Here is a 22,271-nt window from a genome sequence, read left to right as displayed (position 1 = left end):
TTGTATTAAAATGTAAAATTAAGACCCGCTGTAAAAGTGGTAGGCTGCGGATATCCAAATCCTGCATTTTCAGGATCTACACCTGTAAAGTTTTTAGCATCAAGGATTAATAAATTTTGTCCGCTGATGTAAAATCTAAAAGTTTCTAAACTTAATTTTTCCAATAAATCTTTTGGAAAACTATATCCAAGTTGTAAAACGCGAAGTTTAAGATAGCTTCCGTTCTCAACAAAATAAGTGGAGAATCTCGATTCGGCATTTCTATCCACTGTTGTTAATGCCGGAATAGTAGAATTTGGATTATCTAAAGACCAGGCATTTAACAAACGTGTTCCTTTGTTTGACCCTACATCATCAACACTCCAAAAATCAGTTTGATATTTGGTATTATTAATTACATCAACATTTGCTGTTCCTTCCCAAAAAGTTGAAAAATCGAAATTTTTATATCCTAGTCCTAAATTAAATCCATAAATCAAACCTGGATTTGGATTTCCTATCCATGTACGATCCTTGTCTGTAATCACTCCGTCTCCGTTTAAATCTTTGTAACGAATACGTCCAAGTCCTTTCCCATCCTGATCAGCCCAAAGATCAACTTCGTCCTGACTTTTAAACAAACCATCAGCAACATAACCATACATAGAATTTATAGGACGACCCAAAATGTTGTCTTCTAGACCATCGCCTCCATAATTGTTTTTTACTTCATCCGGTAATTGTGTGATTTTATTTTTATTGCCCGAAATATTAGCTGAAATATCATATTTCAATCCAAATGAAGTCTCATCATGGTATCCTAAAGAAACTTCCCATCCTTCATTTTCCATCGATGCCCCATTTACCCAACGATTTCCTCCTTCGCCAATTACTCCTAAATAAGGTGGCAAAACCAAAATATCTTCTGTTTTTTTGATGTAGTAATCAACCGAACCACTTAATTTTTGGTCGAATAATCCAAAATCCAAACCAATGTTAGTTTGAGTAGTTGTTTCCCATTTTAAGTCATCATTCCCGGATTGCGTTGCAATAAAACCTGATGGCAGTAAACCATTTCCGTTTCCGGCAATATCATAAGCTGTTCCAAAAGAAGTATTCCATGTAGGATTCCCACCAGCATAACTGGCTAAATAAAGAGAGTAAACAGCTGTATTACTAATTTCCTGATTACCAGTTTGTCCCCATCCTGCTCTTAATTTTAAATCAGAAATAACGGGAGCATTGTCTTTTATAAAATTTTCATTACTTATTCTCCAACCTGCAGAAACTGCCGGAAATACTCCAAATTGATTATTCTTTCCAAAACGAGAAGAACCATCTCTACGAATTGTAGCCGAAAGCAAATAACGGTTATCGAACTCATAATCTGCTTTTCCAAAATAAGACAATAGTGAATAGGATGTTGAAGTTCCGCTGGTAAAAGATTCTCCTGTTCCGGCATCGGGATACATATAGTCAGGAGTTTCAATTAAAAAGTCATTTTTACGCAAACCTACATTGTCAAAAACTTCTTTATACATCTCAGTTCCTGCCATCAAATTCAAATTGCTTTTTCCAAAATTTAAACTATAAATAGCGGTATTGGTCCAAGTCCATTTATCACTAACGGATTGATCAATACTCACTGAAGTTTGGTCATTTTGCAAATAACCTGATTGATAACTTCTTTGTAAACTACGCTTTTTGAAAAAACCATAATCAATACCAAAACTAGTTTTGATGTGTAAATTTTTAACTAATTCTAAATCGGCATACATGTTTCCGAAAAGACGTAAATAATCGTATTTATTGTCTTTATTGTATTCTAAAAGACGAACCGGATTTTGTCTGTCGTTCATTCCGCCTACTGGACCACCCCAGCCTTTTCCATCAACAGTACGCACCGGAATTATAGGTAATGCACGCAGCGCTGGATCTAAAACACCCGGATCAGTAACTTCATTAGTACGATTGAAGCTGAAATTTTCGCCAATAACTAATTTTCCATCAAGATATTTATAAGAACCATTCATTCTGGCAGTAATTCTTTCAAAATCGGTAGTTTTAACAACACCTTGGTTACCGTAATAACCCAATGAAAATACATAATTCCCTCTTTCTGATGCGTTTGAAACTGATAAATCATAAGAATTAGCTACACCTGTTTGCGAAACTTCATCATACCAGTTTGTATTAGCTGATTTCAGTGTTTGATTAGCATCTAAATATTCCGGAACTAAAACCTTGTTTAATTGAGGCTTATTATCTACTACCGACCAATCAAATTGATAACGCAAATTGTTGTTGTTTGGATTTAATCCATCATTAATATTAGCCTGCCAAAGGGCTTGTCCAAATTGATCTGCATTTAAAACACTTAGTTTTCTTGAATAATCAGAAAAAGAAGTATAGGCGTTAAAATTAATTCTCATTTTGCCCGCCTTTCCTTTTTTGGTAGTAATAATAATTACCCCGTTTGAAGCCCGAGATCCATAAATACTCGCTGACGAGGCATCTTTTAAAACCTGAATCGTTTCAATATCATTCGGATTCAATTCGTGCATTCCTGATTTTGTTGGCACTCCGTCAATTACATAAAGAGGATCGGTATTATTCAGGGTTCCTACTCCACGAATAACCACTTTAGTATTTCCTCCACTCGGAGAACCGTCTGATGAAACTTTAACCCCGGCAATTCTTCCCTGTAAAGCTTTAATTGGGTTAGGTTCAGGTTGTTTCATAAGATCCTTCATATCCACAACAGCGACAGCTCCTGTAATATCGGCCTTCTTTTGTTTTGAGTATCCGGTAACCACAACTTCGTTTAGTTTATTGTCATCTGTTTTTAAAGTTATATTGATTACTTTTTGACCTTTTACGGCTATAGATTGTGGAGCAAATCCGACAAAAGAAACTACAATAGTAGCATCGGGATTTATTTTTTGGAAAGAGAAATTTCCGTCTAAATCAGTAACTGTACTGCTGGTAGTTCCTGAAATAAGGACAGTTGCTCCTGGTAATGGCATTCCGTCATCAGACGAAATTACCGTTCCTTTAATTCCGCCTTCCTGAGCCGATAATAGCAGCACTGGAAAGAAGAAAAACAGAAAATAAATAATTTTACTTTTCATAAGTTAATAGTTTTGGTTTTTAGTTTATATTTAATTGGTTAATTACAAGATTATTCAATTCTATTTTTTGACTTGAAGAAACAGAAAGTTCAGTAAATGGCTGGTTAGGGAAGAAGAGCTCAGTCATTACTTTTTCGCCATTGTTATAAAAAATTTCAATAGATGTTTTATCCAAAATGATTTTAAAAGCAGCTTCTTTTTGGTTTCCGTCTAATGGTGCTTTAGTAATTGTAGAAGCAAATTTTTCAGAGAAATCAGTTTTCCCGGATTTTGTTCTGTCTAAAAACAAATAATGATCTGAATTATTAATTCCGAAAGTCAAAGATTCACCTACAGCATTAGAAAGCGTAAAAGTATAAGTGTCTTGTTGTAGATTTTTTAAATCAAAATTGACAATTGCTTTAGTCAAATCTATTTTAGCAGTTGGGACAAGAGCTAATTTTCCTTTTCCTTTTAATGACTTTTCTTTAATGGTTTTAGAAATGTACTTGTTGATTTCTTTTACGGGCTTATTAATCAGACTATATTTATTTCCTTTTTTGATTAATTGGATTTCACGCGCAATAGTAGTGCTTCCTCTCCAGTCAAATGTGGGAACTTGCGATGCATAATCCCAATTAGACATCCATCCGATAATGATTCTTTTGTTATCAGGAACATTATCAAAAGACACACTTGCATAATTATCACGCCCCCAATCCAGCCAAGCGACTTTTTCTTTTTCGAGTTGCTTTGTAAAAATAGCATCCATCTTAAAAGTTTTCCCGTCAAAATCGCCTACAAAATATTGTGCAGCAGAACCGCCATTGGGACCACCCGGATTAATGTTCACGATAAGTACCCATTTTTCTTCATTAGTTCCGTTTACTTTTATTGGGAAAAGATCCGGACATTCCCAAACGCCGCCGTGTCCACCGACATCTTTGCCAAATTCTGAAAGAAAAGTCCAGTCTTTCAGGTTTTTCGAGGCATAAAAATGCTGTCTGTCCTGTGCTGCTAATCCCATTACCCATTGTTCTCTTTTAGCATCCCAAAAAACTTTAGGATCTCGGAAATCTTTAATTCCCGGATTTTTCAATACAGGATTGTTGCTGTATTTAGTCCAGGTTTTTCCGTTGTCTAATGAATAAGCTATTGCCTGAGATTGTGCGTCAATTTCTCCCGCTTGCTCTTTTTTCATATTGTGGTAGGTAAAAATTGCTACCAAGGGTACATTTTTTCCATCACCAAAACCTGATGTATTATCTTTATCCACAACAGCACTCCCTGAGAATATCGCACCTTTCTCATCATAAGCAAGTGCCGGAGTCAATTCTTCCCATTTTATAAGATCTTTACTTATGGCGTGTCCCCAATGCATTTTGCTAAAATCCGGAACACTTTGAAACGGCGTATGCTGGAAAAACAAATGGTACGTACCATTGAGATAGAACATTCCATTAGGGTCATTCATCCAGCCTTTTTTTGGAGTGTAATGAAAATTAGGACGGTACATTTGTTCCTCCATTGTAGTTACAACAGTATTAGTTTGCGCTACAGCTGAAGTGCTTTTGCAACTTGCTATTGATAGCAATACTACACTACAAAATACTAGCGGTAGCTGTTTCTTTAATTTCATCTTTGGTTTTTTTATTGGTTAGATTTTCGCTTAAAGTTTCTAAAGAAATTCCTTTAGTTTCGGGCATCATAAATATTACGAATAACAGCTGCAGTACCATCATGATGGTAAAGATTAAGAAGACTACTTCTGGTCCGATTTCTGAAAATAGCATCGGAATCAATGACGGAATAATCGCTGCCAGAACCCAGTGTACTGAACTTCCAAAAGCCTGTCCTGAAGCACGAATGTGATTTGGGAAAATTTCAGAAATAAAGACCCAGATTACAGCTCCCTGACCAATGGCATGTGAAGCGATAAACAAGAAAAGAAAACCAGGTACTGATAGTCCTCCCCAATCGTAATAAAAAGAAGCAGAAACTAATCCAAGAGAAATAATATATCCAATAGAACCAATGTACATTAACAACTTCCTTCCTAATTTGTCAATTAATGCAACACCAATTAAAGTAAATATTAGATTAGTAATCCCGATTCCAATACTGCTTAATAAGGCGGTATTTTGTCCTAAACCGGCTTCTTCAAAAATTCTGGGTGCGTAATACAGGAATGCGTTAATTCCGGAGAATTGATTAAAAAAGGCAATTAGAAAAGCAAGCATTAATGGGAAACGGTATTTTTTCATGAAAATGTTTTCATGTTTGTTAATACCATTTTCTCTGGAGTCATCCATAATGTCACTCAATTTTGCAGATGGATCAATTTCAAATAACACTTTGCGTGCTTCTTCATCACGATTTTTAGATAGCAACCATCTTGGACTTTCTGGAATTGTAATTATGAAAAGAATATAAATCAGTGATGGAAAAGCCTGAACACCTACCATCCATCGCCAGGCATTTTCTCCAATATCTTTTAAAAAGTAATTGGATATAAAAGCAATCAAAATCCCTAAAACGATGTTGAATTGGTATAAAGCTACTAAGCGGCCACGTTTATCTGCGGGAGCAATTTCTGAAACATAAGCTGGAGCAGCAATAGTTGAAGCCCCAACACCAAGACCTCCAATAAATCGAAATGCAGCAAATACATAAGGATCATTTGCAAAAGCAGCACCTATTGCCGAGACAAAATATAAAATCCCAATCCAGAATAGGGTCTTTTTACGACCTATTTTATTAGTAGGAATTCCACCAAAAATGGCTCCTATAACTGTTCCCCAAAGTGCCATTGCCATAACAACAGATCCATGAAAAGCATCAGATGATTGCCATAAAAGCTGTAATTGTTTATCAGCTCCAGAAATAACTACGGTATCAAAACCGAAAAGAAAACCTGCCAGTGCAGCAGTAACAGACCAAAGTAATATCTTATTCATTGTACATGTATTAAAAACTTGTTGCTAAGATATATTCAATAAAAACAACTTATTTTTAACGATGTTACAATTTAATTAGAGAAATACTGGTGTTTTGATATTTTTACGCGAGTATCTTTGTTTTCAGGACTTTAGCGGTTTTCTTTTTTATTTACGAAAACCTTGTAGGTTTGATATTGTTACTTTTGCTACGAAATTGTTACTTAAAATGTGTCGGTTTTGAACCTGGAATTATAGATTGGATTTGTATTCCTTTGGTGAAATTCCAAATTTATTCTTAAAAGCTGTAGAAAAGTAGTTGGAAGAAGAAAATCCTAGAGAATAAGCGATCTCTGTAATATTCATTTCATTGGCTTTTAAAAGCTCGGCAGCTTTCTCTAATTTTATATTATTGATATGGTCACTAATATTAATTCCTATAATGGCTTTTACCTTTCGATACAATTGTACTCTGGAAATACCTAATTTCTCAGCTAAATCTTCAACAGAGAATTTAGGGTCTTCGATATTCATCGTAATCATATTATTCATCTTTGTAATGAAGGATTGTTCTTGATTTCCAAATCTGGATTCAGCTTCGACAAGGTAAATATTGTTAGTATAATAGTAGCGTAGTTTTTCTCTGTTGAATAGTAAACTTGAAATAGATTGCTTTAAAATAGAAAGGCTAAATGGTTTTGTCAGATACTGATCTACTCCAATTTGTAGACCTTTTAAAACGGATTCTTTATTGCTTTGTGCTGTTAAAATAATAATTGGAATATGAGAAGTGCGTAAATCTTTTTTTAATACTGTGCTTATTTCATAACCATCTTTGTCCACTAAATTAATATCACAAATGATGATGTCCGGAACAATTTCAGTTGCTTTTTCGATGGCATCACTGCCGTCAGAAGTATGAACTACAAATTCATTTGATAATTTAGTTCTTAAAAAATAAACTAAGTCTGTATTGTCCTCAATCAGTAAAAGAGAGGGTTTTTCCGATTCGGAAATTAGATTTTCCTCTTTAAAATCAGCATCTAAATCAGTATCTAAATCAGAATTATCAGTTATTAAATTATTAAAATTGTTTTGAACGTCTAATTTGTTACTGATTTCCGAAGTTTGCAAATGGCTGTTTCCTTTTAATAAAGTGATTACAAATTCGCTGCCATGTTTTGATTTTAATTCAATTGTTCCATGATGCAAAAGCACAAATTCTTTTGACAAATGGAGTCCAATTCCGGAACTGTTTTTATCATTGTTTGAAGCTCTGAAGAATGGACTAAAAACAGTATCTAATTCCTCTTCGGGTATTCCAATTCCGGAATCTTTAAATCCTATTTTTACCGTATTGTCCTGACTTTCTGTTATTGAGATACTTATTTTTCCGTTGTCGGGGGTGAATTTAAAGGCATTTGAAAGTAAATTAAAATAAACCTTATCCATTAATTCTTTATCAATAAAGAGTTCTAATTTTTTGTTTTTACAAATTAGCTTAAAATCAATATTTCTACGAGCTGCTTCTCCTTTAAAATTACTCATTACTTCATTTGTAAAATCATAGATTTTAGTGTTCGAAGCTTTTAAAGTAAACTTTTGTTCTTCTATTTTTCTAAAATCGAGCAACTGATTAATTAGTCGTAATAATCGGTTGGAATTTTTATGAATCAATTTTACTTCGTCGATTAGTTTAGTTTCTTTAATTTTTTTGTTTTCTATTAAAGATTCTACGTAACTCATAATCAGGGTTATTGGGGTTTTGAATTCATGAGAAAGCCCTGTGAAAAAATTAAGTCTGTTTTCATTGCTCTGCTTTATTTGCTCCGCAAATTTTTCTATTTCATTTCTTTGGCTTATAATCTTTGCATTCGTTTTTTCAAGTTCTTTCTTCTTTCTGCTTATTATGATGCGTGAATAGATACTATGGGCAGCAAATAAAAATAATAGCAGACTCAAAGTGATTGAGATTTTTAAAAGATTTCTTTGACTACTGTATTTTTCTGATTGATCTTTTATGAAATTTTGTTGGTTTTCGATATCGGATTGCTGAAGCGATATTTTGTCAAATTGACTACTCATAATTTCTGCATTTAGAGAGTCAATTAATGTAGTATTAAGCTTGTTGTTTTTGGGAACTATTTCTTTATTGCTTATTCTTAATGCTAACTTAATGGCTTCAGCTCCGCCTGTTGGATATAATACTGTAGCTGTCAAAATTCCGTCTTTAACAAATTGTAAGCCTCCATTTGGTACATTAAGTCCATCTACACCTATAAATTTAATTTTATTATTTGGTTTCTTCTTTTTAGAAATTTTCCAGGCATTATATGCTATAACATCATTAAATGCAAAAACATAATCAATATTTGGAATGCTATCTAATATTTTGACATACTTACTGTTTGTTGAATTAAAATCATCCGCATCAATGCTTATTCTATCGATATCAGGAAATTGATCTATTATTTGTTTAAAACCTAAGCTTCTTTCGGTGCCTGGAGATGTTACAGATTCACTTCTAATTTCAACAACGTTAGCACGGCCTTTGGATAATGAAACTATTTGTTTACCGGCAATTCTGCCTACCTCAATATTATCAGCTCCTAAAAATGCAGTGTAATTTGATGTATTTACTTTTCTGTCAACAATAATGACAGGTATCCCTTTTAAATTTGCTTTTTCAATTACAGGAACAATTGAATCAGATTCATAAGGTGCAATTATGATTACATCCATATCTTGCTCAATCATTTTTTCAATATCCTGGATTTGTTTTTTTACTTCTCGATCAGCATTGTAAATCGTTAACTTAACTTCCGGGTGCAGTGAGGCCTCAACTTTCATAGCATGATCCATCGATTTTCGCCACATATCATTATTGATAATTTGAGAAAAACCAATAGATATTGAATCTTTTTTTTCATGAGTGGAATCACATGAGCTTAAGAAATTTCCAATAAATAGTATGATTGTGATTATATGTGTTTTTGACATAAAATTTCAATTATTTTAAAAAGGATAAAATAGTATAGGGTTGGTTTTAGATAGCTATCTAAACAAGGGGATTGCTATATCAGAATTTGAATTACTTAATAAATTTTGAAATTTATGATACGGTGTTTAAGTAATAGAACCTTGTAGGATGGTTGTTTTTTTTAAATCAAAATTACCATTTAGGAATGCTTTTGATATTCACAAATATAAAAAATAAATATAGATTATTATCTGTGTCATCAGGACAAATACATGAGTTTTATTTTTGCCACGAATTACACTAATTTGCCTCAATTTTATCTTCGTGCATATCCGTGGAATGTTAATTCTTTTATTTTTACAAAGACCCTCTTACTATAAGACTGCTTTTATTTTCTATTTGTTCTTTTTTATTATTGAGGATTAATTCGGCAAGGATGCGTCCCATTTCGTTAAAGTCGGTGGATATGGTTGTGATTCCTTCTGCAACTACTTTTTTTAGTGGGGTATCATTGTAAGAGATGATGCCTACGTCCTGACCAATGACTAATTTTTGCTTTTTAGATTGTTCGATAACATTTACCAGATGGCGATCATCGGGGATGATGTAAAGATCTCCTTTCTGGATTTCGTTGTTTTCGAAATTTGAAATGATATCGTAATAAAACTGATGTTTTTTGCAAAAATCAATAAAGCCATCCCTCATTCCGATAGGTTGTTTGTAACTGGAGAAAATCAAAATGAGTTTTTTGTATTTTTCAATCTTATTTTTGCCCGATTCTAAGGCGTTGTAAGTGTCTTTAGCGTGATTTTGATGTACCGAAGGATAGTCTTTTAGTTCCAGGTTAGTCTGATCCAGAATAAAAACATCTTCTTCAGGTAATGTTTTAATTATGGATGCGGCATTGACCAAATTGGTAGGCATGATGATGTACTTGGAATAATTTCCATTATTGTCATGGATGAGTTTTTTAAAAACTTCGGGATTGAAATAATGGAAAAAAATATCTATTTCTGCATTCCGGTTGATGGTTTCCATGAACGAATTGTAGAGGTCTTCCTTGAAGGCGTTTAATTCGTCGAATAATAAGAAAATGCGTTGTTGAAAACTGAAATCTTCACTTTTTACATAATAGCCTTTGCCTAATATCGCATAAATAATCCCTCTTTTCTTAAGTTCATCATAAGCCAGTAAAACCGTGTCTCTCGAAATTCCAAATTCAAGAGATACTTTATTAACAGACGGTAGTTTATCTCCTCTTTTTAACCTTTTTTCGGCTATAGATATTTCTATAGACAAAATAATCTGCTTGTATTTTGGGAGATTTTGCCTTTTGTTGATGGATATTATTTTCATGCTTCAAAATATAAGGCGATAAATATATGTAAAATAACTGGTATATAGTGGTATGGTTTTTTAGACAGGATTTTAAAAACTACTGATTTCTCAGATTATTTATTAATGAATTCTGTGTTGCATTTGAGTTTTATGTTGTAGTTGCTTATTTATCTGGTAGATAAATCTAAAAACTGGTTGGTACTGGTTTGTTTTTGCAAATGTTGTACATACATTTGTTGATTACTCCATAAAAAAGACATTAAAAAAAAATAGATTTGCTATTTTATTCTAAAATCTATTACATCAAAGCAGGATTCGGAATGTAATAAGTGGCAACCTTTATAAAAAACAGCATGAATAGAAATTTACGAATGTGTTCAAGTACAGTTACTGTCGTCGTTAAGAGTGTGTTTTTGATGATTGCTTTTTTTTCCTGTACAGTAAACGCTCAGTTACAAATTAAAGAAAGTGAAATAGGTTTGGGCTGGAGCAATAATTCGGTCAATACTGTCATTTTTAGGAGTAGTGCGCTCACTACTTTTAAGAAAGTACAGTACACTGCTTATTACAATCCTGAAGGGAAAATGGTTTTAGCAAAACGAAAAATAAATTCCAAAAAATGGGATGTAAGAGTTACACCTTATGGCGGTAATGTGAAGGATGCTCATAACGATATTAGCATCGCAATCGATAGTGAGGGCTATCTTCATGTGAGTTGGGATCATCACGATACCCGTTTGAGATATGCTAAAAGTAAAGTGCCTTTTAGTTTAGAATTGGGTGAGGAGCAAGCCATGACCGGCAAAGATGAGGTTAAAGTAACCTATCCTGAATTTCATAATTTGCCTGATGGGAAATTGTTGTTTTGTTACCGTTCTGGGGCTTCAGGACGAGGGAATATGATTATGAAGGTGTATGATGTGAAAACCCAAAAGTGGACTTCATTACAAAATAATTTAATTGATGGGGAAAATCAACGTTCTGCCTACTGGCAAATGTGTGTAGGCAAAAAGGGGATTTATCTTTCCTGGGTTTGGAGAGAAAGTTGGGATGTATCTACTAATAATACTATTTGCTATGCTTTTTCGGCTGATGGAGGGAAAACCTGGCAAAAATCTACGGGTGAGAAATATAATTTACCAATAACCAAGGCAACTGCTGAACACGCCTGGGATGTGCCTCAAAACAGTAGTTTAATCAATCAAACCGCGATGACTGTGGATGAGGCGGGAAATCCTTATATTGCAAGTTATTGGAATAATGATGCTGTACCGCAGTATAAAGTGGTTTATTTATTAGATGGAAAATGGAATTTAATCAATACTGATTTTCATAAAAAATCTTTCACTCTGGGAGGTGGCGGAACCAAAAGAATTCCAATTTCACGCCCTGAAATTTTAGTAAACAAATCGATGTTATACCTGCTTTTTAGAGATGAGGAGAGAGATAACAAAATAACATTGGGGTATACTAATTTGGATAAAAAACAATGGGAACTACAAGATGTCAGCCGTTTTACGGTAGGACAATGGGAACCTAATTTTGATAAGGAACTTTGGAAAAAGAAAAAGCGATTGCATATTTTTTCTCAAAATGTAAGTCAGGCCGATGGAGAAGGATTGACAAAGGTAGAACCACAGCCAGTACAAGTTTTAGAGCTTAATAAGTTACCTTTATTACAAGCTAAATAGTAAAAAACGCACACACTAAAAACCACCAAAATAGATTAAAAATGAGAAGTAAAATAATTTTTGCGCTTTTGCTTGCCGTACAGCTCATCACGGCTCAGCAGCAAAATGAATGGGAGAATCCCAACATTGTAGAGCGAAACAAAGAAGCAGGGAGAACTTCATTTGTTTTGTATCAAAACGAGACTGTAGCAGCTTCAAATAAACCGGAAACTTCGGCTTATTACCAGAGTTTAAATGGCGACTGGAAATTTAATATTGTTAAAAAACCGGTTGATCGTCCTGAGGATTTTTACAAAGTAGATTTAGATGATAAAAAATGGGCTACTATTCCTGTACCATCAAACTGGGAATTACATGGATTTGATATTCCTATTTACACTAATATTACCTATCCGTTTCCAAGAAATCCGCCTTTTGTAGATGATAATTACAATCCGGTAGGAAGTTATAGAAAAATATTCACCGTGCCTGAAAATTGGAATGGCAAAGAAGTGATACTACACTTTGGTTCTATTTCAGGTTATGCGCGTGTTTACCTGAATGGAAAAGAAGTAGGAATGACCAAAGCCGCTAAAACAGCAGCTGAATTTGATGTGACTTCGTTTTTACAAAAAGGAGAAAATCTATTAGCAGTTCAGGTTTTTCGTTGGCATGATGGAAGTTATTTAGAAGACCAGGATTTTTGGAGGTTGAGTGGTATTGAGCGCGATGTATATTTGCAGGCTACACCTAAATTCACCATTTGGGATTATTTTGTAAATGCCGATTTAGACCAAAATTATACTAACGGACTTTTTAAAACCACCGTTCAATTAAGAGCTTTTAAGCAAAATAAAATTAAAAATGCCAATCTGACTTTGACATTGGTAGATGCTCAAGGCAAAAAAGTATATGACGAAACTAAAAAAGTAAACAGTGCGACTAAGGAAGTTGTTTTTACTTCAGTTGTAAATAATGTAAATAAATGGAGCTCGGAAACTCCTTATTTATACCGTTATGTTTTAAAATTAGAAAGTGCTAATCCTGCTGATAATTCAGTGGTTTATGGAAAAACAGGTTTTAGAAAAGTAGAACTAAAAAATGCCCAGCTTTTAGTTAACGGTAAGGCAATATTGATTCGTGGTGTAAATACTCAGGATCATCATGAAACCAAAGGACACGTTCCAGATCACCCAACGATGCGCAGGGATTTAGAATTGATGAAACAAAATAACATCAATGCTATCAGAATGAGTCATTATCCGCACGATCCTTACTTATATCAATTGTGTGATGAGTACGGAATGTATGTGGTAGACGAAGCCAATATAGAAAGTCATGGAATGGGAGTTGAAGGACAAAATATTTCTGTGGAGTCAAAGCATCCTTCTTATGTGCCAATGTGGTTTCCGGCGCATCTGGATCGTATTGGACGAATGTTAGAAATTAATAAAAATCACCCATCGGTTATTATTTGGTCAATGGGGAATGAATGTGGAAACGGACCTGTTTTTCATGAAGCTTACAAGTGGTTGAAAAATCGAGACGCTTCTCGCCTGGTACATTCAGAACAAGCTAAAGAAAATGCCAATACAGATATTGTAGCGCCAATGTACCCAAGTATCAAGTACATGAAAGAATATGCTGCTGCAACCGATAAAACGAGACCTTTTATCATGTGTGAGTACTCGCATGCTATGGGAAATAGTAATGGTAATTTTCAGGAATATTTTGATATTATTAATAGTAGTCCACACATGCAAGGTGGTTTTATCTGGGATTGGGTTGACCAAGGAATTAAAACGAAAGACGAAAACGGAACTCCGTTTTATGCTTATGGAGGAGATTTAGGAGGAAAAGATCTTCTTAATGATGAGAATTTTTGCGCTAATGGATTGGTTAATGCTGGTAGAATTCCTCATCCGGGACTGGCTGAAGTTAAAAAGGTATATCAGGATATTTTGTTTAGTCTAAAAGGTGAAAACCAATTGACGATTAAAAATATATTTCATTATACTAATTTGAAACAATACCAATTCAAATTTGAATTAGTTAAAAATGGTCAGTTAATTCAGGAAAAAACATTCAATGTTGATTGTGAACCTCAAGAAAGTGTAACTATTGATTTGCCTCTTGAAGCTTTAAACGCAAAAGGAGAATATTTCCTGAATGTGTATGCTTATACTAAAACAGCGACCGATTTAGTTCCAGTAAATCACGAAGTAGCCAGAGAACAATTTGCTATTGGAAAAGGGAATTTCTTTGCTGAAAAAACAGTCGAGATTTCGAAAAAGGCAGCGTTGAAAATCAGGAAAAAAGGAAATGAATTGTCTTTTGAAACCAAAACAATTGCCGGGACTTTTGATTTAGTTAATGGTGAAATTAAAAGCTATAATTTTAAAGAAGGAAGTGCTGAGGTTATCACTAATTTCCCTAAGCCTTATTTTTGGAGAGCACCAACCGACAATGATTTTGGAAGCAAAACGCAAATAAAATTAGCTGTTTGGAGAGAAGCACATTTGAATCCGGAAGTAAAATCGGTTACGGTAGGAAAACAAACGGATTTAGGTTTGCCAATTGCCGTTGAATATGCTTTGGCTGAAGCTAAAATACCTTATGTTGTAAATTATCTTATTCAAAATAATGGCGAAATCAAAGTAACAGCAAGTGTTGATATTACCGATAAAAAAATGCCTGAAATGCCGCGTTTTGGAATGCGTTTACAGCTTCCAGGATCTTATGAAAATTTGAGTTATTATGGTCGTGGGCCATTAGAAAATTATTCTGACAGAAAAACAGCTTCGTTTCTGGGAACTTATCAGGACAAGGTAGCTAACCAATTTGTTTGGGAATACATTCGTCCTCAGGAATGCGGTTATAAAACCGATACGCGTTGGTTTAGCTTACAAAACGCTAATGGATTAGGACTTAAAATTACAGGAGAACAAGCTTTAGGTTTTAGTACTTTAAATGTCTCTACAGAATCTTTAGATCCCGGAACGACTAAAATGCAGCGTCACACCACTGATGTGAAACCGCAAGATGCTGTTTTTGTGCATGTAGATTTAGCACAACGTGGTGTGGGTGGAGATAACAGCTGGGGTGCTCTTCCGCATGAACAATATTTACTTACGGCTCCAAAATACAGCTATAGTTATACCTTGAGTTTAATTGCTCCAAATAATTAATATTAAATCAAAATTGATGTTTCAATGAATATAAAACGAATACAATCTGCATTTTTAATGATTTCGATAAGTCTGGTTTTAGTCTTCTTTTCGTCTTGTAGTGCTACTAAAAAAGTAACCGAAAATAACAGTGCTTACTTATTTGTTTACTTCACCGGAAATGCAAAAACCGAAGAAGCCATTCGTTTTGCAATCAGTAAAGATGGCTACAATTATTATGCTTTAAATGATAACAAACCCGTTATCGCTTCGGAAACAATAAGTACAACTGGCGGTGTTCGTGACCCTCATATTCTAAGAGCTGCCGATGGCAAAACTTTTTACATGACCGTTACCGATTTACAAACGGCAAATGGTTGGGATAACCAGGCTATGATATTGTTGAAATCTACTGATTTGGTGAATTGGACTTCTTCCAAAGTAGATATTTCAAAAGTGTTTGCCGGATTTAAAGACGTAACTCGTGTGTGGGCACCTCAAACTATTTATGACGCTAAGGCTAAAAAATACATGGTGTACTTCTCTATGTTGCAGCCTGGAGGAAAAGACATTGTTTATTATTCTTATGCCAATAAAGATTTTACAGCCTTAGAAACCGTTCCAAAACAATTGTTTTTCAGTCCTACAAAAGGATCTTGTATCGATGCTGATATTATAGAAAAAGACGGGAAATTTCATTTGTTCTTAAAAACGGAAGACACTGCCGATAAAGGGATTAAAGTGGCAATTTCAGATAAGCTGACTTCAGGATATGTGTTGAAAGAAGAGTATGTTGACCAAACGAATGAATCGGTTGAAGGTTCAGGAGTTTTCAAACTAAACAATTCGGATACTTATATTTTGATGTACGATATGTATAGAAAAGGAAAATATCAATTCACCTCTTCAACTGATTTGAAAAATTTCAAGGTGATTGATGAGAATGTTTCGATGAATTTCCATCCAAGACATGGTACTGTTTTGCCAATAACCAAAGCGGAAGCCGAATCTTTGATTAAAGCTTATGGCTGGTTTGCAACTGAAGGAACGGTTAAAGCGCAGTCGGCGGCAATTAAACAAAACAACGTTATAATTGATATTGAAAACAAAAAGATGTTGCTTCCAGTAAAGAACGGAACCGACTTGAAACATTTTGACCCTGAATTCAAAGTAAATCAGGGAGCAACTGTGAGTCCGTCAGGAGCGCAGGATTTTTCAAAACAAGCGGTAAAGTATGATTTTGAAATGGGCGATTTAGGGAAAATGTCTTTTGATGTCGAAGTGGCGGTTAGAAATAATCCTTCATTGACGGGTTATTATGCCGATCCTGAAATTTTGTATTCAAATAAAGATAATCGCTTTCATTTGTATCCTACCAGCGATGGTTTTCATGAATGGAGCGGCGATTATTTCAAGAGTTTTTCGTCAACTAATTTGGTGGATTGGGTTGATGATGGAGTTTTGTTAGATTTGAAAAAAGATGTTTCCTGGACTGATGTAAAAGCCTGGGCACCTGCAGCAGCCGAGAAAAAAATAAATGGGCAATACCGTTATTTCTTCTATTACACTGGCGATGCAAAAATAGGTGTGGCGACAAGTGATCATCCGCAAGGGCCGTTTACGGATATTGGAAAACCATTAGTAGCTGCAAAACCTAACGGAATTACCAGAGGTCAAATTATTGATCCGGATGTATTCACTGACCCTGTTTCGGGAAAAAGTTATTTGTATTATGGAAACGGATTTATGGTGGGAGTCGAATTGAATGACGATATGATTTCGGTGAAAGAGAATACTTTGACAGTTTTAAAACCGGATAAGACTTTTAGGGAAGGGACAGAGGTTTTCTATAGAAAAGGGAAGTATTATTTCTTATGGTCAGAAGACGATACCCGAAGCGAGAATTACAGGGTGCGTTATGCTACATCCACTTCGCCACTAGGAGATTTTAACATTCCAAAAGATAATTTGATATTGGCTAAAGATCCTTCTCAGGGAATCTATGGAACAGGTCATAATTCGGTAATCCAAATTCCGGGTACTGACGAATGGTATATTGTGTACCACCGTTTTACTATCCCAAAAGGAATCACCATGGGGCGTGCAGCCGGATATAATAGAGAAGTATGTATTGACCGACTTTATTTTGATGAAGAAGGAAATATCATTGCTGCGAAACCTACATTAGAAGGAATTCAGCCTGTTAAGAGATAAATTAAACCATTTTTAACCATTAAGGAATTAAGAAAATTTAGATTGAATGTCTCTTAATTTCTTAATGGTGAAATTAAATGTTTCAAGGTGAATTCAGGTGTTTTTATTATTTCGCACCTACGGAGCTTAAATGTTTTTGTTGTTTTTTTTCTATAGATATATTGCCACTCTGTGGCTTATCAGCTTTATTTTTAAGCTCTGTAGAGCCTATGTCTATATAAAATTTTTATTATTTCTATAAGCATTTTGTCATTCTGAGTTTTATTAGTTTGGTGTTTTAGCTCCGTAGGAGCGTAATGTTTATAGAAATTAACGTTGTTAGGTTTAAGCTCCATTGGAGCGATATGTTTTTTATAATCCAGTTTAGGTGCAAATTAATTTATAAATAATGAGAAACTACAATTTGATATTTAAGAGTTTGTCGGTGTTTTTTTTGTTTTCAATTTTGGCTAATGCCCAAAATAAATCAGCAACAATTTCGGTAAAAAACAATCTCGATTTTTTGCGAAAAGAAATTGTGGTTGTTTCAGGCAAGCAACTTTCGGATTTGATAAAAGGAAATAAAGCAAACGATTTGCGAATTAAAAAAGAAGGTACGCAGCAATATGTGGTTTTGCAATGGATCGATTTCGATCAGGATGGAGTGGCTTATGAATTGTTGTTTCAGGCTGAGGTTCCGGCTAAAGCCAAAGCAAATTATCAAGTGGTTTTTGATGGAAACATTCCATTAGCTGAAAGCAGAATAGCAACTTATTCTCGTTTTGTACCCGAGCGAACCGATGATTATGCCTGGGAAAATGATAAAGTAGCTTTTAGAACTTATGGTCCTGATGCTCAAAAAAGAGTCGAAGAAAAAAGACAGGAAGGAACATTAACCAGCGGAATTGATCTTTGGTTAAAAAGAACCGATAAACCCATTATCAATAAATGGTATGCCGAGAATGCTAAAAAATCAGGCTATTATCATATTGATCACGGCGAAGGTTATGATCCGTATCAGGTAGGACCAAGTCGTGGAACCGGAGGAACCGGGATTTGGGAAGACAATAAATTATTGGTTTCTAAAAATTTCGTCAGTTATAAAACCATTGCTGTTGGACCTTTACGTACTGTTTTCGAATTGCAGTATGCGGCATACAGTCCGTATGAAGTTAAGGAAACCAAAAGGATTTCATTAGATTTAGGTTCGAATTTTTCTAAGTTCGAAATTTCGATTGATGTCCAAAAAGCATTACCAAATTATACCACAGGTATCACATTACATGAAAATAAAGGCGAAGTAAAAATCAATAAAAAAGAAGGTTGGTTTCGTCATGCCGAGAAGATTGACGGCGTTTTATTAGGCGAAGGAATTGTACTGAATCCAAAGTTAGTTAATGATGCTTTTTCGAATGTTTCAAAAGAGAAAGACCGTAGTGATTTGTTGGTTGTAATGCAGCCAAAAGAAAATAAACTAACTTATTATGCTGGTTTTGCCTGGCAAAAAAGCGGTCAGATTTCGAACGAATCAGATTGGGATGCTTTATTACAAAAAAAGGCTAAAATGTTAGCTAATCCCCTTCGGGTGACTATAAAAGGAGATAAATAAATCTTTTTTTGTAGTTTCGCTAAAAACTAAAAAAACTAAAAAAATTGAAATGGATATAATTGCAGGACTAAAAGATAAGGTAGTCGTAATAACCGGAGGTGCTGGAGTATTAGGTGCCGGATTCACAAACGCATTAGCAAAACAAGGAGCTAAAGTAGCAATATTAGGAAGAGACTTAGTAAAAGCACAAAAATTAGCTGAAGAAATTAATAATGCAGGCGGAAAAGCTTTAGGAGTTTCAGCCGATGTTTGTGATGAAGCGAGTTTAAGAAAAGCACATGCGGCAATTAATGAGCAATTAGGTTTAGTTGATATTTTAATCAATGGTGCTGGAGGAAATCACCCAAAAGGAACTACTGCCGATGTTTTTTTCGATAGAAATAATACATCAGGATTGCAAACATTTTTTGGTTTAGATACTGAAGGTTTACGTTTTGTATTCGACCTTAATTTTATTGGTACCTTGTTACCAACTAAGGTTTTTGCTGCCGATATGATAGGGAGAGAAGGTTGCAGTATTTTGAATATTTCTTCGGTAAGTGCTTTTCATCCTTTGACAAAAGTGGTTGCTTACAGCGCTGCCAAAGCCGCTATCAGTAATTTAACAGAATGGTTGTCTGTTTATTTTGCTAAAGAAGGAATCCGTGTGAATGCACTTTCTCCTGGTTTTTTCTTAACAGAACAAAACAGAACTTTATTGACTAACGAAGACGGAAGTTTGACTGAAAGAGGAAATAAGATTCTTTCACAAACACCAATGGGACGATTTGGTCAGCCAAATGACTTAGATAGTACATTACTTTGGCTTTGTAATCCGGATTCTCGTTTTGTAACAGGAATTGTTGTTGCTGTGGATGGAGGATTTTTAGCTTATTCTGGAGTTTAAAAACACATAAATTAATCAAAAATACAATGGGAATAGAACAAACTTGGAGATGGTACGGTCCAAATGATACAGTGCCACTTTCTCATATTAAAATGGCAGGAGCTACAGGGATTGTAACTGCATTGCACCATATTCCAAACGGAACAGTATGGAGTGTTGAAGAAATTCAAAAAAGAAAAAAAGAAATCGAAGATGCGGGATTGACCTGGTCAGTTGTTGAAAGTATCCCGGTTCATGAGAATATTAAAACCCGTAAAGGAGATTATAAAAAATATATTGAAAATTACTGTCAAAGTATCCTTAATCTGGGAGCTTGTGGTATTGATACAGTATGTTATAACTTCATGCCAGTTTTAGACTGGACAAGAACCGATTTGTCTTTTGAAGTTGAAGATGGTTCTAAAGCCTTGCGTTTTGACAGAATGGAATTTGCTGCTTTCGAATTGTTTTTGCTAAAAAGAAAAGGAGCTGAAAACGATTATACTGCCGAAGAAATTGCTAAAGCTACTACCGTTTTCGAAGCAATGACTGAAGACCAAAAAACATTATTGGTTAAAAATATTATTGCAGGATTGCCGGGAGCCGAAGAAGGGTATACAGTAGAGCAATTACAAGTTGCTTTAGATGATTATGCTGAAATTGGAGATGCTGAATTGAGAAATAATCTTTATGAATTCCTGAAAGAAATTATTCCGGCGGCTGAAAAAGCAGGAATTGTGATGGCAATTCATCCTGATGATCCGCCTTATGCTATTTTAGGTTTACCAAGAGTTGTAAGTACCGAAGCTGATGCAAAACAATTGATTGAAGTTGTGGATAGCAAAAGCAATGGATTGTGTTTTTGTACAGGTTCTTACGGTGTAAGAGAAGACAATGACTTGGTAGGAATGGTAAAACGATTAGGTCACCGTATTAACTTTATTCACCTAAGAGCAACTAAACGCGATGCGGAAGGTAATTTCTATGAAGCAGATCATTTAGATGGCGATGTAGATATGTATGGTGTGATGAAAGCAATTGTTGAAGAACAAGATAAAAGAATCGCTAATGGTCGTCCGGATTACCGATTGCCAATGCGTCCGGATCACGGTCACCAGATGCTTGATGATTTAGACAAGAAAATGAATCCGGGTTATTCTGCTATCGGTCGATTAAGAGGTCTTGCTGAGTTAAGAGGTCTTGAAAGAGGAATCAGAGGAAATCAAAATTAAATAGTATTAAAAAGGAGCAATTTTTTTGCTCCTTTTTTTTGCAATGTCTAATTTGAAACCTTAAGAGAAATAATATAAGTAGGAATTTTGTAAGATTTATTTATATATTAGCGAAAAAAATAATCCTCGTTACCAGTAAGGCCAATATCTATTAAAACGATTGATAAGCACAATAAGTGAGTGAAAAACTGAGTGTATAAAAGAGTTGGTAGCAATTATAACGCAGAATCAAAAATATATTAAATGAGCTATAACGAATTACTCAACGATCAGAGATGGAGAACTAAAAGAAATCAAATTTTGGTTAGAGATAAACATACTTGCCAACGTTGTGGAATAAGTCCAAGTTCAAATTTTAACGCTACCTCATTTAAACTAGGAACAAATTTTCAAACCAATTTTGGTATAGAATACATTAATGAAGATTCAAATACAAAAATAATCCGTTTGGTGAAAAATACAGGACAAGAAATTATATGCAAAACATCACTCGCAGAATATCAAATTAATTTAACTACAGAATATACAATTTTAGTTAATTTCGCAATTAAAAACTTCATTAAATACCCATACAATGGGGCTACAGTAAATAATTTAAAAGATAATATTTTCATTTCTCCAGGAACAAATTCAGCTTTGATTAAAGCTTTAGAAAAACATAAATCAACTCTAGCGATAGATTTGGAAGGTATTTGGTTTGTTGAGAAAAAAAACGAAGAAGAATTTTCTAAAAATTCCCAAGCACTGCACGTTCATCATAAATGTTATAGAAAAAATTATGAGATTTGGAATCAAGATGATGACGATTATGTCTCACTTTGTAATGTTTGTCATCAAATTGTTCATATAAATCAACTAATTCCATACTATGATGAAGTTGGTAGAATTTATCAATATATGAAACCTTGTCCAAGATGTAATGGGAAAAGAATATTAGAATGCTATAAACACGTTCAGAACGGGATATGCTTCCAATGCAAGGGCGAAGGAGTTTTTATGACATAACTGGCCAACATACTACAAGCTATTTGGGTATTATGTTTAATTTTAAATTGGTCTTGTACAAGGAAAACTTGTGGGTAATGGAAAAAACTCGCCTCTTTAATTTCAAACTTCATATAAGACAAGAAAGTTCTTCATTTTTTATATTGAAACAGATAGTTTAATTAAAAATAAGGAATTAGCATAAGGA

The 22,271-nt window shown here is 34.4% G+C and carries 12 protein-coding genes; 7 read left to right on the top strand and 5 right to left on the bottom strand.

Annotated features, from left to right (window positions below):
* Window positions 1-5: 5 nt before the first annotated feature.
* From BIW12_RS04990 to BIW12_RS04970, 5 genes are all read right to left on the bottom strand, one after another.
* Window positions 6-3,110, bottom strand: a complete 3,105-nt coding sequence (locus BIW12_RS04990) for a SusC/RagA family TonB-linked outer membrane protein (RefSeq protein ID WP_071184088.1) — start codon at window positions 3,108-3,110, stop codon at window positions 6-8.
* Between the two features lie 19 nt (window positions 3,111-3,129).
* Window positions 3,130-4,728, bottom strand: coding sequence for a glycoside hydrolase family 32 protein (locus BIW12_RS04985; RefSeq protein ID WP_071184087.1), 1,599 nt, complete (start codon window positions 4,726-4,728; stop codon window positions 3,130-3,132).
* A complete protein-coding gene (locus BIW12_RS04980) occupies window positions 4,691-6,046 on the bottom strand; it encodes a sugar porter family MFS transporter (protein ID WP_071184086.1) in 1,356 nt (451 codons plus the stop codon). The genes BIW12_RS04985 and BIW12_RS04980 overlap by 38 nt, the downstream gene beginning before the upstream one ends.
* Window positions 6,047-6,277: 231 nt before the next feature.
* Entirely contained in the window at window positions 6,278-9,025 is a 2,748-nt protein-coding gene (locus BIW12_RS04975) for a substrate-binding domain-containing protein (protein WP_071184085.1), read from the bottom strand.
* Between the two features lie 337 nt (window positions 9,026-9,362).
* Complete coding sequence (locus BIW12_RS04970) at window positions 9,363-10,361, bottom strand: GntR family transcriptional regulator (protein ID WP_071184084.1); 999 nt, start codon at window positions 10,359-10,361, stop codon at window positions 9,363-9,365.
* A 335-nt stretch (window positions 10,362-10,696) separates the two neighbouring features.
* Between BIW12_RS04970 and BIW12_RS04965 the strand changes: the two genes are divergently transcribed.
* From BIW12_RS04965 to BIW12_RS04935, 7 genes are all read left to right on the top strand, one after another.
* A complete protein-coding gene (locus BIW12_RS04965; RefSeq protein ID WP_071184083.1) occupies window positions 10,697-12,034 on the top strand; it encodes a BNR repeat-containing protein in 1,338 nt (445 codons plus the stop codon).
* A gap of 41 nt (window positions 12,035-12,075) precedes the next feature.
* Window positions 12,076-15,201 (top strand): glycoside hydrolase family 2 TIM barrel-domain containing protein, encoded by a 3,126-nt coding sequence (locus tag BIW12_RS04960; protein ID WP_071184082.1) that lies wholly within the window; start codon window positions 12,076-12,078, stop codon window positions 15,199-15,201.
* 24 nt (window positions 15,202-15,225) lie between these two features.
* A complete protein-coding gene (locus tag BIW12_RS04955) occupies window positions 15,226-17,394 on the top strand; it encodes a family 43 glycosylhydrolase (protein WP_071184081.1) in 2,169 nt (722 codons plus the stop codon).
* A gap of 388 nt (window positions 17,395-17,782) precedes the next feature.
* Window positions 17,783-18,982: a DUF4861 family protein gene (locus BIW12_RS04950; RefSeq protein WP_071184080.1), complete on the top strand. Its 1,200-nt coding sequence runs from the start codon at window positions 17,783-17,785 to the stop codon at window positions 18,980-18,982.
* A 49-nt stretch (window positions 18,983-19,031) separates the two neighbouring features.
* Complete coding sequence (locus BIW12_RS04945; protein ID WP_071184079.1) at window positions 19,032-19,868, top strand: SDR family oxidoreductase; 837 nt, start codon at window positions 19,032-19,034, stop codon at window positions 19,866-19,868.
* 32 nt (window positions 19,869-19,900) lie between these two features.
* A complete protein-coding gene (uxuA, locus tag BIW12_RS04940; RefSeq protein WP_198033463.1) occupies window positions 19,901-21,079 on the top strand; it encodes a mannonate dehydratase in 1,179 nt (392 codons plus the stop codon).
* Between the two features lie 243 nt (window positions 21,080-21,322).
* Complete coding sequence (locus tag BIW12_RS04935; protein WP_071184077.1) at window positions 21,323-22,084, top strand: HNH endonuclease; 762 nt, start codon at window positions 21,323-21,325, stop codon at window positions 22,082-22,084.
* Window positions 22,085-22,271: the final 187 nt, after the last annotated feature.

The sequence above is a fragment of the Flavobacterium commune genome, assembly GCF_001857965.1.
In the GTDB taxonomy this organism is placed as follows: domain Bacteria; phylum Bacteroidota; class Bacteroidia; order Flavobacteriales; family Flavobacteriaceae; genus Flavobacterium; species Flavobacterium commune.
This window is presented reverse-complemented; position numbering and strand designations above follow the sequence as displayed.

What these genes read in the sequence shown, in the direction of transcription:
- BIW12_RS04990 (WP_071184088.1), bottom strand. Translation starts at nt 3,110, where the DNA reads ATGAAAAGTAAAATTATTTATTTTCTGTTTTTCTTCTTTCCAGTGCTG.
- BIW12_RS04985 (WP_071184087.1), bottom strand. Translation starts at nt 4,728, where the DNA reads ATGAAATTAAAGAAACAGCTACCGCTAGTATTTTGTAGTGTAGTATTG.
- BIW12_RS04980 (WP_071184086.1), bottom strand. Translation starts at nt 6,046, where the DNA reads ATGAATAAGATATTACTTTGGTCTGTTACTGCTGCACTGGCAGGTTTT.
- BIW12_RS04975 (WP_071184085.1), bottom strand. Translation starts at nt 9,025, where the DNA reads ATGTCAAAAACACATATAATCACAATCATACTATTTATTGGAAATTTC.
- BIW12_RS04970 (WP_071184084.1), bottom strand. Translation starts at nt 10,361, where the DNA reads ATGAAAATAATATCCATCAACAAAAGGCAAAATCTCCCAAAATACAAG.
- BIW12_RS04965 (WP_071184083.1), top strand. Translation starts at nt 10,697, where the DNA reads ATGAATAGAAATTTACGAATGTGTTCAAGTACAGTTACTGTCGTCGTT.
- BIW12_RS04960 (WP_071184082.1), top strand. Translation starts at nt 12,076, where the DNA reads ATGAGAAGTAAAATAATTTTTGCGCTTTTGCTTGCCGTACAGCTCATC.
- BIW12_RS04955 (WP_071184081.1), top strand. Translation starts at nt 15,226, where the DNA reads ATGAATATAAAACGAATACAATCTGCATTTTTAATGATTTCGATAAGT.
- BIW12_RS04950 (WP_071184080.1), top strand. Translation starts at nt 17,783, where the DNA reads ATGAGAAACTACAATTTGATATTTAAGAGTTTGTCGGTGTTTTTTTTG.
- BIW12_RS04945 (WP_071184079.1), top strand. Translation starts at nt 19,032, where the DNA reads ATGGATATAATTGCAGGACTAAAAGATAAGGTAGTCGTAATAACCGGA.
- BIW12_RS04935 (WP_071184077.1), top strand. Translation starts at nt 21,323, where the DNA reads ATGAGCTATAACGAATTACTCAACGATCAGAGATGGAGAACTAAAAGA.